This is a genomic window from Labilibaculum manganireducens (assembly GCF_002843385.1).
In the GTDB taxonomy this organism is placed as follows: Bacteria; Bacteroidota; Bacteroidia; order Bacteroidales; family Marinifilaceae; genus Labilibaculum; species Labilibaculum manganireducens.
Genome location: NZ_MVDE01000024.1, coordinates 1 through 16,175 on the forward strand (window position 1 = coordinate 1; position 16,175 = coordinate 16,175).

Genomic DNA, 16,175 nt, shown 5'->3' on the forward strand with positions numbered 1-16,175 from the left:
CAAAACTTTAGGTTTATTCTTTATCTTTGAATACTCCATGGGGTACACCTTATTATTGGTTTGTCGTAGAAACAATAATAAGTAAATATGTGTTATCTCATGGTTTTTTTAATCGATATAACCTCTAATGTATTGAAATATTTAAAGCATAAAATCAGGTTTGGCGACTAATGATACCGAAATATATTCCAATTCATTCCTTTACTAAAACGGTTCCTCAGAACAAAAAACAGGCCATTATCATAAGGATTTTAGGACTATTAAAAAAAAATGATCTTTTTTCTCACCATTATTTCTTTCCACTATCAAATTACGAACCAATACAATAAAGCTAACCAACCTCACTTCCTCTTGGGAAATATAGATATTTCTGCCATTTTCAGTTTGCGATTTCCATTTAATCACTCTATATTTGCATCGCTTTAAAAAACGAAGTTTATCTGATTCCTTAGCTCAGCTGGTAGAGCACATCACTTTTAATGATGGGGTCCTGGGTTCGAACCCCAGAGGGATCACAAAGACAACCAAAGTCTTCAAAAAAAATAAGGAGGATTCCTTAGCTCAGCTGGTAGAGCACATCACTTTTAATGATGGGGTCCTGGGTTCGAACCCCAGAGGGATCACTAAAGACAACCAAAAGTCTTCAAAAAAATAAGGAGGATTCCTTAGCTCAGCTGGTAGAGCACATCACTTTTAATGATGGGGTCCTGGGTTCGAACCCCAGAGGGATCACTAAAGACAACCAAAGTCTTCAAAAAAATAAGGAGGATTCCTTAGCTCAGCTGGTAGAGCACATCACTTTTAATGATGGGGTCCTGGGTTCGAACCCCAGAGGGATCACTAAAGACAACCAAAAGTCTTCAAAAAAATAAGGAGGATTCCTTAGCTCAGCTGGTAGAGCACATCACTTTTAATGATGGGGTCCTGGGTTCGAACCCCAGAGGGATCACTAAAGACAACCAAAGTCTTCAAAAAAATAAGGAGGATTCCTTAGCTCAGCTGGTAGAGCACATCACTTTTAATGATGGGGTCCTGGGTTCGAACCCCAGAGGGATCACAAAAAACCACCAAATTGCATTTGGTGGTTTTTTTATATCCAAAAAGAAAATGCTGCACTTGTGTCTTTTTACTATTCAAAATGTAGACCGTGCACAGCAGCAGGTAACAAAGCAAAAACATACAATTTCCCGGGCAATTGTTCCAAACAAAAAGACAAAAGGCAGATACTGCAGGCTAAGGTGTGCCAAACAAAAATGAAACCTTTGTATGCAATGTCCCTACCATACAACAACAAAAATTACTCTTTGAAAGCACCCCTGAACCTGAGCAAGTTCATTGCAGCTCATTTTTTGGAGAAATACAGCTCAAATATTAGCGATTGTGAGCTTTAAAATGTAGATTTATGAGCTAAAATTATTGCAATGATTGATTCAAGAGACCAGCAGATAATCTCCTATATTAAGAAAGTTGGAGCAAGTTCTTCAAAAGAGGTGCATGAGAATGTGGATATTTCGGTAAGCTATGCAACACTGAAAAAGAATTTTGTCTAAATTAATAAATGAAAAATATTTATCAGCAATAGGACAAGGGAAAGGTACTAGATATTGGTGCTGATTTCCTATATTCAGCCGTTTATGGATGGAAACAAGAGAACTGCCCGAATTGTAAGTAATGCTATTTTAATAAATGAGAAATATTGTCCGTTATCTTTTAGAACTGTAGATTCTATTGACTATAAAAAAGCAATGTTGCTGTTCTATGAGCAGAATAATATTTCGAGTTTTAAAGAAATCTTTATTAATCAGTTTGAGTTTGCTGTGAATACATACTTTTGAAAGTAAAGACGTGCCACAGCCAAGCAGGTTACTACCAAGCTATTAGCCTGACAGAGAACTTCCCGAACTGGATTTATTAATAGACCAAACAGTTAAAAGACTGAATGCAACTCCCCTAAGCTATTTAGCGATGTTCGTAATTTAAAATTGGGCTTCACAAAATACAAATAAGTAAATTTATCCGGATTGCTTACCAGTCACGCTGATGAAATTACTCTTTGAAAGCACGCAAGAACCTTAACAAAACATTGGCGGTCATAAAAAACAACCGCATTATACCGAAATAAATGATCAAAAAACAGACAAAGATTCCCGACCAATCAATTCTGAATGAAAACAAGACCATATTCCACTATATTGATAGTTTTCAAAGCGATTTTATGAGCCACGAATTGGATTATGACATAATTAGTATCGGAAAATTATTCTTCAACAGCAGTCCCAAATGGGCTGATAACTTAATGTCATTCAGAGATAAAATAGTAGGAATGTTTGGGTTAAAAACAGCTTCTCAGCTTACTGCCGAACAAAGGGACACAGATAGTTTTACGTTTGAGCCTGGTGAGCAACTCGATATCTTTAAACTTTATACCAGAACAGAAAATGAACTTATTATGGGTGAGGATGATAAACACCTAAGCTTTCGATTTTCATTATTGCTTGAGAATATAAATGATGGTACTATAAAACAGAGGATTACATTAACAACGGGAGTTGAATTTAAAAATTTATTTGGCCGGCTTTATTTTTTCCCAGTCAAGCCATTTCATCAACTTATTGTAAAAAGAACGTTGAAAAAAATGATTCGGAAGATAGAAAAGGAAATTTGTAAACCCACAAGCTTATAAAGCATTTTTAATTGCAGGCAACTTTAATGAGGAAGACCAAAACCATAAAACCGCAGCACGCAACACGCAACACCTCTACTGACAATACATTACATTCTCTTTGTTGATAATATCCAATGGCATGAATTGATGCAAAGGCACATCTGTTTTTAAAACAATGTTTTTGTACAAAGACTGCATGCCTAAATAGCCTTGCATTTTAGGCTTTTGATGAATCAGATAATCGATAGCTCCGCAATTTAGCAATCGTAAATTTGATTGCAGTAAATCGTAACCTACAACCCGTAACCGATTTGTTTCTTTGAACTGAATTAACTGCTCGGCCAGCTTATAGGTTTTTGAATTGGGAATAAAAAGATGAACCGGATTTTCATGTTTCAAGAGTACGTTCAAGAAATCATCGGCAGTAATCTGATCTTTTTCAAGGTTTACCTCATGAATATTCGCATGCTTAATCTCATTTTCGTCGAAATAGCTTCGAAAACCTTCTATTCTGTTTTTAATGATTTGCTCTTTAATATCCGATTCGCTGAAGGTGGTGATGTAAATCTCGTAATCCGACAAATATTTATCGTGCAGCAGGCTAGCGCCCAAAACGCCGCTTCGGTACGAATCCTGACCAATAAAAGTGAGCTGTCCTGCATCAATAATGTTTGAATCAACAAACACATATGGTTTTCCTTTTTCCCTTAATTTGCACAGCAAATCGGTTTGCTGATGAAATGCCGACGGAGCAATAATAAAACCATCTGCATCGGAATCCAATATCTGATTCAGCTGCATTGCCTGAGAACCATCGTTGGACACAAAACAATAACCGGCTGTAAAACCCATTTGTGCAAATTCTGCACAGCCTTCTTCTATGCCCTCTTTAAGCATCAGCCAGTAGTTGTTTTCCTCAGGCAAAATTACCGAAATCCGATAGGTCTTATTTAGCTTTAAATGACGCGCCATTACATTTGAGGAATAATTCCCTTCTTTAGCAATTTTGAGCACTTTATCGCGGGTTGCTTCTGCCACACGTCCCCTATTGTGCAAAACTCTATCGACTGTACCAATTGATACATCTGCTTTTCGGGCTATTTCCTTAATTGTAATTCGATTCACCATCTAAAAAAAACTTCTGTTTATTATGCAAATGTAAGCACAATATACTATATTTGTCGCAAAGTGTTAACGTACACGCAAAATATATCCTTTATTCGTAAAGGTTTTTTTACTAAAATATGCGGTAACGTTACCGCAAATAAATTGAATCGCAATTTCTTCACATTTATTTTAAAAAATTAAGTTATGAGACAGTTAAATAGAGAAACAGTACCATCACAAGAATTACCAATTAAAATTCTTCAATTTGGAGAAGGAAACTTTTTACGTGCCTTTGTTGATTGGATGATTGACATCATGAACAAAGAACACAATTACAATTCGGGTGTGGCTATTGTTCAACCAATCGAATTTGGTATGACTGATCTTCTAAGAAAACAAGATAATCTATATCACCATATTTACCGCGGACTAAAAGACGGAAAGGCAATCAGCGAAACCAGGCTAATCTCTTGCGTTCAAAAAGCAATCAACCCATTCGAACAAAAGAAAGAATACGATGATTTGGCGATTCTGAATGAATTGGAATTGGTGATTTCGAACACAACCGAAGCTGGTATTGTTTTTAAAGCAGACGACTGTCCTAAAGAAGGCGAATTGGCTTCCACCTATCCTGGAAAATTGACACAGTTGCTTTTGAGCCGATTCAATCATTTTAATGGAGATACTGCCAAAGGATTGAAATTTATTCCTGTTGAATTGATCGACAAAAATGGTGAGAAGCTTAAAAAAGCAATTTTAGACTATGCCAAATTATGGGATTTATCGGAAGAGTTTACTCAATGGGTTGACAAATCCAATTATTTTGCAAATACTTTAGTAGACCGTATTGTTCCAGGATATCCAAAAGACGAAATTGACGAAATTAAAAAATCAATCGGTTTTGATGACAATTTAGTGGTATCCTCTGAAATTTTCCACTTGTGGGTAATTGAAGGATGTGAAGAAATTCAAAAAGCTTTTCCTGCTGACAAATGTGGCTTGAATGTGATCTATACAAAAGATTTATCGCCTTACCGCACCCGAAAAGTTCGTATTCTGAATGGTGCTCACACATCAATGGTTCCGGTTGCTTTGCTAAACAGTATTGAAACAGTTCGCGAATCGGTTGAAAGCGATAATGTAGGTGAATTTGTCCGTCACATCATTTTCAATGAAATTGCACCAACTATAAATCTGCCAAAAGCAGAATTGGAATTGTATGCAACAGAGGTTTTGGAACGATTCATGAATCCATACATTCATCATGAGTTAAAATCTATCGCCCTAAACTCAATATCGAAATACAAAGTACGTGTATTGCCTTCATTACTTGACTATTTGAACACAAACAACAAATTACCGGAAGGATTGGTGCTGGCATTTACCTACTTAATTAAGCTTTATCTATCTGAATCGTTTACCATTCAAGATAATGATGAAGTAATTGCCTTCTTCTCTGCTCTTTCAGTCACAACTGAAACTCCGGAAGCTATCATCCGTAAAGTATTGGGCGAAGTTTCATTCTGGGATACTGATTTAAATCAAATTAACGGTTTAACAGAAATGATGACCAGTCAGTTTGAAAAATTGAATAAAGATGCAGCAATCAGCAACTTTAAATTTTAACAATCATGAATAAAGCAATCACGATAAACAGCAGCGACAATCTTGCCGTTGCTCTTACAAACCTTGCAAAAGGTGAAGTAATTTGTGTTAATGATATTAATATCACTTTACAGGAAGATATTAAGGCGAAACATAAATTTTCAATTCATGATCTTGCTGTTGGCGATGAAATGTTTATGTACGGTTTGGTTGTAGGTACAGCCAGCAAAGCAATCAAAAGCGGCGAGGCAATTACCGTAAATAATACAGAACACAAGGCAACAGAATACGATCCAAATAAAACAAGCGAGTTTCATTGGACTGCACCAAATGTAGAGCGGTTCAAAGATAAAACTTTCATGGGTTATCACCGGGCTGACGGACAAGTTGGCACGGCCAATAACTGGTTGGTTCTGCCTTTGGTATTTTGCGAAAACAGAAATGTTTTAACCCTGAAAAAAGCTTTTGAAAAAGTTTTGGGTAAGAAAAAGACCAATCCATACGAAAATTTAGTTCAGGATATGGCTGCCGGTTATCAATCCGGCGTTTCTTTCGAAGGATTGTCATTGGCTAAAGAAGAGGATGTTGATCAAAAACAGGTTTTCGATCAGATAAACATCAAATTCATCACCCATGAAGGTGGCTGTGGTGGTACCCGTGAGGACAGCGATAGCTTGTGCAGATTACTGGCAGGTTATTTAAAAAATCCAAATGTGGCTGGAGCTACCGTATTGAGTTTGGGTTGTCAGAATGCGCAAATAAGCATTTTACAAGCTGCTATTAAAAACCTGGATCCGAACCTTGACAAACCGATCTTAATTTTTGATCAGCAAACAATTGGCAATGAAGCCGTAATGCTTGAAAAAGCCATTAAAGAAACCTTTAAAGGTTTGGTTGAAGCCAATAAAATTGAACGCAAACCAGCTCCTCTTTCAAAATTAACCATTGGGTTGGAATGCGGAGGATCTGATGGATTTTCTGGTATCTCGGCCAATCCTGCTTTGGGACGGGTTGCTGATTTAATTACTGCCTTAGGCGGTAAGGCAATTCTATCGGAGTTTCCTGAATTGTGCGGCGTTGAACAAGAATTGATGAGCAGAACCGAAAATCCTGAGCACGCTGAAAAATTCATTACAATCATGCGTGATTATGCACAAGCAGCAATAAATGCAGGATCTGGTTTTGATATGAATCCTTCTCCCGGCAATATTAAAGACGGGCTGATTACCGATGCAATGAAATCGGCTGGTGCTTCAAAAAAGGGAGGTTCCTCTCCTATTAATGATGTGCTGGACTATACCGAATACGTAAAACATGATGGTCTTAGTTTGCTGTGCACACCAGGTAACGATGTTGAATCGACAACCGGATTGGTTGGATCGGGTGCTAATGTAGTTTTGTTTACTACAGGTTTGGGAACGCCTACGGGTAATCCTGTTGCTCCTGTGCTAAAAGTTTCTTCGAATACTGAGCTATCGAAAAAAATGTCGGACATTATCGATATCAACGCTGGTGTTGTTATTGATGGTACTCAAACTTTAGACGAGTTGGGAGAAAGCATGTTGGAGCACATTATAAAAGTTGCCAGCGGAGAAATTGAATGCAAAGCGGATCAATTGAATCAGGAAGATTTTATTCCCTGGAAAAGAGGTGTGTCATTGTAGGATTTACCAGCTTAAATCGTTTATTATAAACCCGTAATACTCAATCGTAATAATTTTGCGATACCACACCCGATTGCCAATGCATTTTGCATGAACAATCGGGTTTTTTCAATTACAACAACTAAACTGAATTTTATTTTTAAATTAAATTGCTGCTATTTAAATGTTCGGGGCTTTACTGTTGCTTTGATGTTTTGAATATTTCCACTTACCAACTCAAATTCCTTTTTTACTTCTTCCTCAGTTAAAGTATTCTCTCCTTTAAATTCCAAACGTTCCCGTCCAACTCCATTAAAATAGGAGAAAATTTTACCGCTTTTTGTTTGAATTTTTAAATCGCCAACCGGCATTACAATTTCATCGAACCATAAAAAAAGAGATTGGTTTTCATATTCCGCTTTAACTACTTTAATAGAAGAAGTATCTTCAGGATTCCATTTCTGACCGAATGTCCATTCCGGAGTTATTTTAGCTGCCGAGCTGGAATCAATATTGTTGGCGAACCATGAATAATTACCTTCTTTGCGATCACAATTGTAAAAATTGTATCTGTCACCATACAGGTAAGGTCTGTTTTTTTCCGGTTTATCCGGATAAGAAACGTGAAGAATAGATTTATCCCTCATTTCTGCAGGAAAATTGCAATTCAAAAAATAAAACTGAGCATCATAATGATGCCGGGCTAAATAGAAGCTATCCACTCCCATAAATTCACAATGATTCAACACCATTTTTTGATTTTCATTTGTAGTTGCAGCATGCCACACGGCTGCGGTATTCATCAACTCTTTAAAACTTGAATTGGAAATATAACACCATCCACGGGGACAAACAAAATCAACACCACCTTCAAAACTACAGTTGTCGTGATAATACATTCCTTCCTTATAATTCCAAAGAGAAACCGTATCACCGCCATTGCTGGTTACATTGCAATTTGTTATAATCGTTCGTGTTCCTGTACCATAAATGGTAAACGCATGAGGCCCCAACTTGGGTTGAGTGTTTTTTATGGTGAGATTATCTAAAATAATATCATCAGCATGAATGTTGATAACCGCAGGGCCAATATAATCTCTGTTCTTTTGCCAATCTTCTCTTAGCTGAGCATATTGAATAATGGTACTGTCACGGCTTTCTCCGCGAATGGTCAGATAATCCTGTTCTATTCTTATCTTCTCCTTGTACACACCATTCTTTACAAAAATCACCAAACGCTGATAATTGTAAAATGGCAAATGATCAATTGCCTCTGTCAGAGAGATGTAATCTCCTGTTCCGTCAGCAGCAACTACAATATCACCCTTATTGTCTGCAATAGCACAGTTTGTAAAAACTGTCAACAATGCAATGATCCAGATATATTTCATTTATTCTATTTTAAATCATTTATAAATTTTGTCATTAGCTTCTAAGTACACCGAAAAACAGCGATCTTCTTATCCTTCAAAAACAGTGTTAAGAAAATTAAGAATGCAGTCATGTGCTTCTTCGAACCATGGATGAAAAAGCCAAAAGGGATGAGGTGTATTTTCAATTGTATGTACTTCGTGATACGTTTTATTCCTATCGAGGATATGAAACAAAGAATCTCTTCCGGCATGAAAACGTGGCAATGCACTGTTTATATACAATGTTGCGGGCATATTTTCATCCACGTAATTAATTGGAGATGCTTCCTCCCATAGTTTCGGATTTTCCTGGTAAGTAACTCCAAAAAACAGACTTGCAGCCGATGGCTTATTGGGATTAGTTATTTTTCGGCTTTCATTTGGGTCTGTATAGTCAACAACGCCATCTACATTCACCAAGGCCTGTACTCTTGACGAGTAGTTCGAATAAACCGATTCAGGATCATCAAACTTTGTTATTCCTGCTGTAGCAGCCATAAAACTTGCAAGTGTGGCTCCCGATGAGCAACCCAATACCGCTATTTTCGTTGTGTCTATGCCATATAAATCACTATTGTGTTTTAAAAACCGAATGGCCTCCTTCAAGTCATAAACAGCAGCCGGGTATATAGCTTCAATTGACAAACGATACTCAACCGAGGCTGTTACATAACCATCAGCAGCCAACTGCTGCGCCATTGGAACCAAATGCGATTTATTACCAGACCGCCAACCACCACCATGAATCATCATAACAACCGGTCGTTTCTGCCCGCAATCTCTGTTCGGAAGAAAAACATCCATGCGAAGCTTTCTGTTTGGTCTTATCCGGTAAACTTGATTCGGTAATGATAGAAACTCATTGGAAACAATTTCTTTAACCGGTAAAGCTTCTGGAAAATCCTTCTTTATTTTTTTCCCTGCAGAATATACCGAAAACGAAGTGTCCTTAGGAAATTCATTTTGCCCCCAACCCATTATTGGGAGCAAAATCAGTAAAAAAAGAATTGTTTTGTATTTCATCATTCCTGTCATTTTAATTTGTAAAACATATTAAACGTGGTTCTATTTAAAAATAAAACAGCAGATATTTTATTTACGATAAGCAAAAACAAATCGCAACACCCTAACACATATGATTCAATTACAATCAGATAAATACAGGTTTCATCTTTAAATAGTCGTCACTTTTATATTGGTAAATTGTATTATAATGGCATCATTTCGAGCTGATATTAATTATGTCTCCAACATTCATATTAATATCGTATTCATAAACTTTTCTAACAATTTGCTTTTGAATCGATTCACCTGAATGATTTTTTGTTTTTGGATTTGTTCTTGTTGAGAAGAAATGATTTGGATTGTCCCCTTGCGCTTCAATTAAATGCTTCCCCTGTAATGGGGTATAAGAACGAATACGGCAATTGCCGTTTATTGTAGATTCAATGACAGCATTTGTTAGCTGACCATTTTTCCAATTCATACTTACAATAAAACCTCCACGGGATTTAAGGCCGGTTATTGCTCCTTTATCCCAAGTATCAGGTAAGGCCGGTAATAAATGAATAGCACCGTCATGGCTTTGTAATAACATTTCTGAAATGCCTGAAGTACAACCAAAATTTCCATCTATCTGAAATGGAGGATGGGCATCAAATAAATTTGGATAGGTTCCTCCTTGTTGGCTTCCATCTTCCTGAATGGATGGACGTAATTGGTCAGCTATTAATTTTAAGGCATGATTACCATCAAGAAACCTTGCCCAGAGGTTCACTTTCCATCCCATAGACCATCCTGTAGATTCATCCCCGCGTGCAAGAAGCGAAGTTTTTGCCGCTGCCAATAACTCCGGTGTTTCAAAAGGTGATATTTGGTTGGATGGATAAAGCCCATATAAATGGGAAATGTGTCGGTGTCTATCATCCTGTTTGTCCCAATCGTGCATCCATTCCTGAAGTTGCCCCCATTTGCCAATTTGCATGGGCGCTAACTTGTTAAATAATGAACGAAGACTGTCTGCATATTCATGATCGATATCAAGTATATCTGATGCCTCAATGACATTATTGAATACATCGTAAACCAATTGATTGTCCATTGTTGTCCCCCCTGCAATGGTTGTACCGGAATGATGTGAATTTTCAGGCGATATGGAAGGACACACAACCAGCCAATGATGTTCCGGTTCTTCAACCAATATATCTTTATAAAACAATGAAACACCTTTTAATACAGTGTATTTTTTCTTTAAAAAATCAACGTCACCTGAATACATGTAGTGGTACCATAAGTGCTGACTTAACCACGCACCTCCCATTGGCCATAAACCATAATAACCTCCATCAACAACTCCTGAAATTCGCCATATATCTGTATTATGGTGAATATTCCAACCTCTGGTACCATACATATAAGAAGACGATTGTTTACCTGTTTCTGAAATATCATCAATAAGATCAAACAAAGGTTCGTGCATTTCCGAAAGGTTTGTTGGTTCTGCAAGCCAGTAATTCATTTCCGTATTTATATTTACGGTATACTTACTATCCCAGGGCGGTTTTATTTTATTATTCCAAAGACCTTGCAGATTGGCAGCCTGTGTTCCGGGTTGCGAGCTTGAAATTAAAAGGTATCTACCAAATTGATAATATAAAGCTACTAATTGAGGATCGTTCCCCGTATTGAATTGTTCCAATCGAACGTCAGTTGGATTTTTAATAGAATCGGTAATCCCTACATTTATTTTAACCCTGTCGAAAAATTTCTTATACAAATTCGTATGGGCTTGTTTTAATTGGGCAAAATCTTTTGTAAATGCAGCATCTAAAATACTTTTCGCTTTTAATTCAGCATTTCCTGAAATATCCTTGTAATTTTTAAAATTTGTCCCCACGGACAAATAGATAACCAGTTTATCTGCATTAGTTATAACTAAGGTACTATCAGTAGATTTTAGTTCTCCTCCTGTTATCTTTGGTTTTATGATGGAAGTAAATTTTACTTTTCCTTTTTTATTCTCATAATCGCTGCTTGTACCTTGCAGCCAAATAGCATTATTATTGCATTTTATACTATATTTTTCATGAGGACTATTAACTGATAAAGTACACGAAACAGAGGATGGCTTATCAGCTGTTATTTCAACAGCAATAATATTATCTGCAAGAGATGAAATTACCTCGCGCCGATAAGTTACGCCCTTGGTCTTATATTCAACACTCGCAACAGCTTTTGAAATGTCTAAATCCCGATAATAATCAGTTATATCATGGTTGTCTGGAAATACTATTTGCAAATTTCCAACAGGCTGGTAACACATGCCGTAATTATTATCCTCCTTTGTTCTACGAGGCAGGTATTTGTCGGCTAGTTGTTGAGCTTCCTTATATTTTCCTTCAAAGATGAGTTGGCGAATTTCAGGTAAATAATCTTTAACCGCAGGTAAAATATTATTTCCCGGTTCTCCTGCCCAAACTGTTTCTTCATTAAACTGAATGGTTTCTTCAACAGTTCCACCATATACCATAGCACCTAACCTGCCATTACCAATGGGCAAAGCTTCCTCCCATATCTTTGCCGGCTTAATATACCATAGTTTTAATTTGCTTTCGGTGAAATTTTCATTATTAATTGAATTGGATGTACAACCTGTAATTGTCAGAATACTGGCGAATAAAATTACTCTTAAAATCATATATTTCTTGTTATTTTGTATGCAAAGTCCTACTTTTTATGCCTGCTGTCAACACCTAAATAAGATACTCCACTACCCGATAGAAAATCTTCCCGAACCGGACTGAATACATCTATTAATACACCCGCTTCCAGACATACTGCTCCATGTAACATATTCGGCTCAATATATACGCCGTCACCTACGCCAATCACCTTTTTCTCACCACCAATAATAAACTCAAACTGACCACTTGCGCAACAGGTTGTTTGTGTGTGGAAATGCTGGTGAGGTGCACCAACAGCTCCTTTCTCAAATTTCACTTTCACCATCATAATTTGATTGTCATAGCCTAAAAACTGACGGGAAACACCAGCTCCTAAATCTTCCCATTCTAATTCTTCTGTCAAAATAAACTTCTCACTATTACGTTTCATATGTTTATAATTTTAAGTTTTTGTCATATGGAACTTACCATATAATCATCTCCCTGTGTGTAGAAAGCTTTATACATGGACGTTTCATATGTTTATAATTTGTTTTTATTTGCCATATAGCCTGTCCCGAACTTGTTTCGGGAGAACTTACCATGAACAAATAATCATTCTTCTTCGGTCACAATTGCCTGTCATGGACGTTTCATACCTTATTTTTAAATTAATTTTATAGATGCTTTAGTTCAATAAAGACGAATGTTAATTCATAGTAAACCTATCAATATCCACATAACCTGAATCGTTTACTTTATTCATGCGTTGAGCAAAGAAACCAATTTTACTACCAATCCATCTTCCGGTATTGGCTGTGAAAGGTAAACCAACCGACTTGTAATCCAATCCATTTTCGGAATATGAAAAATGACAAATTCCTCCCACCTCAACTTTAACTTTCAAAAACAAATCGGAAGATACAGACTGAAAATCACCTGTATAATTCTCCTCCGATCCTTTGCGTGCATTCAAACAAGTAATCTCATTCAAAACCAATTCTCCATTTTTATTCTCTACAACTACTGAGGCATAATCCTGTCCCATTACTATCAATCCAAATCTCTCACCTTCATTCAAAAGTGATAATTTTACTTTTGCAACAGCCTCAAAAGAAACAGCCGGCCATTTCTGAAGAAACAATGAAGGTACATCCCATAAATTTACAGATCCTTCAGAAGACGACTGACAATACATTCTGAAAACACCTTTTCCAGGAAAGCTTTTTCCCCAATCGAGACCAGGATTGGCATGCCATTGCCATAACAAAGAAGGTGCATCACCATTAAATTCATCATTCATACTTTCAGGAGAAATCATCTCTGTTTGTTTAACATCAGGCTTACGATAAGTAATAACAGGTTCTCCTGTTCCATCGCCGTCAGCATCATCACCAATCACAGGCCAATTGTCTTTCCAATTCATTGGCTGCAAATGCACAACACGTCCGTATGCTTCCTGATCCTGAAAATGAAGGAACCAATCTTCACCGTCAGCCAAACTAACCCAAGCTCCCTGATGAGGTCCGTTAATTTCTGTTTTGCCTTGACTCATAACTATCTTTGACTCATAGGGCCCTGTAATGTTTTTAGAACGAAGCACCAATTGCCAGCCTGTAGAAACTCCACCTGCGGGAGCAAAAATATAATAATATCCATTCTTTTTATAGAATTTAGGTCCCTCAACAGTACCATTTCCATCATGACCATCGAAAACCAAAATGCCATCGTCCAACAATGCAGTTCCATCTGGTTTCATTCGGTTAACAGCTAAAATACTTTTAATACCTGCTCTTGAACCTGCGTAACCATGTACCAAATAAGCTTGTCCGTCTTCATCCCAAAACGGGCAGGAATCAATCCATCCTTTGGCTTCTTTAATTAAGAGTGGTTCGCTCCAAGGCCCCTCTGCCTTTTCAGATTTCAACATGAAAATTCCAAAATCGGGATCGCCGTAAAAAATATAAAATGTTCCATTGTGGTAACGCAAGGATGGAGCCCATATGCCATTACCATGTTGTATTTTATTATAATGAGCTTTGGGCATTACTTTGGGTGAGGCATAAGCTATCAGTTGCCAATTTACCAAATCACGGGAATGAAGAACAGGCAATCCTGGTGCACATCCGAAACTAGAAGCTGTCATGAAAAAATCATCGCCCACTCTAATGGCATCAGGATCGGAGTAATCAGCCTGAATAATTGGATTGGTATAGGTACCATCTCCATTATCAGCACTTTTGAGTGTTACTTGAACTCCCTTGTAATCAGGAGATATGGTTGACTCAGAACAAGCCGAAACCAACAAATAAACAGCTGCAAGTACACAAATCAATTTACTTTTCATTTTTCAATACTTTTTTAGTTTCAATTTCTTTTATCTAATGTATATAAACCTTTCTCAGCGCTCCAAATCTGTTAAAATCATAGTTATCATAAGTACTGACAAAGCAATTTTTCCTGTCTATTGTTTATATACAGCTTTATTTTCGAGACTGATCAGATTTTAAGTAATTAATCAGAACATTCATATTCTGGATGTACTCTTTAGTCGAAATATACAATTTGTCAGAAGAATCAGGATAGGTAGACGTATCTGTTTCATCACCCACACGTGTTGTTGAATACTCATCACTTTGATTTTGATCCTGACCGTCCCCAATGTAAGGATGGCTAATAAAAGCATGTTTCACCAACCACCTATTTTTCTGATCAAGGGAGGAAATAATATTTTTTACCTCAGCTTCCGAAGCAACGCCATTAAATACATTACGGTTTAGATCATAGAATCGTTGAGGTGTATCATTTTCCATAAAACAAGCCTCCTTTAGAGGCGAATCTTTTGTCACTTTATCTATATCAAGCTCATTAAGACTTTTATATTCAGACTTGAGTTCATCAAGTTGAATACGACATTTACCGTAATAATGAGCCAATAACTTTTTATCATCATTATCAAGGTAGTACGTTCCAAATTTCACATTTGATCCTTTCCGATGCACATATATTGGCTTATTAGTTCCTACTTCTACAAAAGTTGGATGGGTTCTATAGGTTTCTATCTGATTTTCGGGAAGTCGTGTACTCTCCAACCAACGAATTGCATCAGGAACACGGGAAATAAATTTTTTATCTCCCGTATATTGATAAAATTTCAGTAGAAGCATTGCATTTTTGCATGTTGTTGATGGCAAAAAAGCTGCCGGCTCATAAGTTCGGGCTCCTTCTGTTTCCATATTCAAATTAAGCTGCTGTCCCCAAGCTCCGCAAGCATCTTGAGAAATCAGATAAAAATCCATACCCCGTCGAATCGGTTCCAAAAACCGTTCTTCCCCCAAAGTCAGATAGCTTTGAATCAAAAAATGAACATTTTCCCAAATTACATCGTCGTTAAATGTGTAAAACGAACTATAATCAGGATGACCCTGTTTATTGAAGTCATATTTTAACGGATACCGTTGTGGCCATCCACCTGATGCATACTGACTTTTTAAGATAAAGTCAATTGCTTTATCAAGAGCAGGTTTATAGACTGGATCCAATTTTGCAAGATAGATTCTCAATAAAAACCTTGCTGCATCAGATGTAATATCATCGTCAAAAGTAGAATTGCCGTAATAATGCTGGAATTCTTCAAGTCTCCACCCATTTTTACCAACAGTACTATACCATTTCTTTAAAGAGCGGTCTCCGGCAAAATCGATCATATAATTCCAGCCACCTTCGTTACTTTGCCCCCAAATAATAGCTGTTGCAACTTGTTGGGCAGCTTGATAATAATATTCGTTTTTCGTGGTTCTATAAGCATCTAAAAATAAGTGTCCAATGCTAATTGTTCCAGGATATTGAAGCCAAATCATGGTTTTATAAGCTTCCATCTCGCCCCATCGACGAGATAAATCGGGCAAATAATACCAAACATAGCCTCCATTTGTACTCACCTCTTCAACCATAAATTGAGTGGCTTTCAGCATCGTTTCACAAATTTGTTCCTTTGAAATTTCAGATTGAGCTTTCAGCTTCGGAACGAAAGCTAAAAGTAAAAAAATTAACAGTTGAGTTTTAGTAGATTTCATCGTAT

At 37.0% G+C, this 16,175-nt stretch carries 12 protein-coding genes and 6 tRNA genes; 11 read left to right on the top strand and 7 right to left on the bottom strand.

Annotated elements, in window-relative coordinates; genetic code table 11:
* Window positions 1-442 precede the first annotated feature (442 nt).
* The 9 genes from BZG01_RS14635 (at window position 443) to BZG01_RS14670 (ending at window position 2,683) form a co-directional block, all read left to right on the top strand.
* Window positions 443-515, top strand: a tRNA-Lys gene (locus BZG01_RS14635).
* A 35-nt stretch (window positions 516-550) separates the two neighbouring features.
* Window positions 551-623 (top strand) — tRNA-Lys (locus BZG01_RS14640).
* 36 nt (window positions 624-659) lie between these two features.
* Window positions 660-732: transfer RNA gene (locus tag BZG01_RS14645), tRNA-Lys, on the top strand.
* Window positions 733-767: 35 nt separating this feature from the next.
* A tRNA-Lys gene (locus tag BZG01_RS14650) sits at window positions 768-840 on the top strand.
* 36 nt (window positions 841-876) lie between these two features.
* A tRNA-Lys gene (locus BZG01_RS14655) sits at window positions 877-949 on the top strand.
* Window positions 950-984: 35 nt separating this feature from the next.
* Window positions 985-1,057, top strand: a tRNA-Lys gene (locus BZG01_RS14660).
* Between the two features lie 364 nt (window positions 1,058-1,421).
* Entirely contained in the window at window positions 1,422-1,550 is a 129-nt protein-coding gene (locus BZG01_RS22010; protein WP_281256434.1) for a hypothetical protein, read from the top strand.
* 57 nt (window positions 1,551-1,607) lie between these two features.
* The gene (locus BZG01_RS14665; RefSeq protein WP_281256435.1) at window positions 1,608-1,835 is read left to right on the top strand and encodes a Fic family protein; all 228 of its coding nucleotides are present in this window, start codon (window positions 1,608-1,610) and stop codon (window positions 1,833-1,835) included.
* Window positions 1,836-2,122: 287 nt separating this feature from the next.
* Window positions 2,123-2,683, top strand: coding sequence for a DUF2867 domain-containing protein (locus tag BZG01_RS14670; protein ID WP_101310593.1), 561 nt, complete (start codon window positions 2,123-2,125; stop codon window positions 2,681-2,683).
* A 75-nt stretch (window positions 2,684-2,758) separates the two neighbouring features.
* On the opposite strand, the gene BZG01_RS14675 is transcribed toward BZG01_RS14670, so the two are convergent.
* On the bottom strand, window positions 2,759-3,793 hold the full coding sequence (locus BZG01_RS14675; protein WP_101310594.1) for a LacI family DNA-binding transcriptional regulator: 1,035 nt from the start codon (window positions 3,791-3,793) through the stop codon (window positions 2,759-2,761).
* A gap of 183 nt (window positions 3,794-3,976) precedes the next feature.
* Between BZG01_RS14675 and BZG01_RS14680 the strand changes: the two genes are divergently transcribed.
* Entirely contained in the window at window positions 3,977-5,398 is a 1,422-nt protein-coding gene (locus tag BZG01_RS14680) for a tagaturonate reductase (protein ID WP_101310595.1), read from the top strand.
* Between the two features lie 5 nt (window positions 5,399-5,403).
* On the top strand, window positions 5,404-7,041 hold the full coding sequence (locus BZG01_RS14685) for a UxaA family hydrolase (protein ID WP_218973121.1): 1,638 nt from the start codon (window positions 5,404-5,406) through the stop codon (window positions 7,039-7,041).
* A 155-nt stretch (window positions 7,042-7,196) separates the two neighbouring features.
* Here BZG01_RS14685 and BZG01_RS14690 read toward each other — a convergent pair whose 3' ends face one another.
* The 6 genes from BZG01_RS14690 to BZG01_RS14715 form a co-directional block, all read right to left on the bottom strand.
* Window positions 7,197-8,411: a pectinesterase family protein gene (locus BZG01_RS14690; RefSeq protein WP_101310597.1), complete on the bottom strand. Its 1,215-nt coding sequence runs from the start codon at window positions 8,409-8,411 to the stop codon at window positions 7,197-7,199.
* A gap of 69 nt (window positions 8,412-8,480) precedes the next feature.
* Complete coding sequence (locus BZG01_RS14695; protein ID WP_180327333.1) at window positions 8,481-9,458, bottom strand: alpha/beta hydrolase; 978 nt, start codon at window positions 9,456-9,458, stop codon at window positions 8,481-8,483.
* Between the two features lie 193 nt (window positions 9,459-9,651).
* Entirely contained in the window at window positions 9,652-12,129 is a 2,478-nt protein-coding gene (locus BZG01_RS14700; protein WP_101310599.1) for a glycoside hydrolase family 95 protein, read from the bottom strand.
* A 29-nt stretch (window positions 12,130-12,158) separates the two neighbouring features.
* Complete coding sequence (locus BZG01_RS14705) at window positions 12,159-12,545, bottom strand: cupin domain-containing protein (RefSeq protein ID WP_101310600.1); 387 nt, start codon at window positions 12,543-12,545, stop codon at window positions 12,159-12,161.
* A 258-nt stretch (window positions 12,546-12,803) separates the two neighbouring features.
* The gene (locus BZG01_RS14710; protein ID WP_101310601.1) at window positions 12,804-14,441 is read right to left on the bottom strand and encodes a glycoside hydrolase family 43 protein; all 1,638 of its coding nucleotides are present in this window, start codon (window positions 14,439-14,441) and stop codon (window positions 12,804-12,806) included.
* 136 nt (window positions 14,442-14,577) lie between these two features.
* Complete coding sequence (locus tag BZG01_RS14715) at window positions 14,578-16,170, bottom strand: pectate lyase (protein WP_101310602.1); 1,593 nt, start codon at window positions 16,168-16,170, stop codon at window positions 14,578-14,580.
* Window positions 16,171-16,175 lie beyond the last annotated feature (5 nt).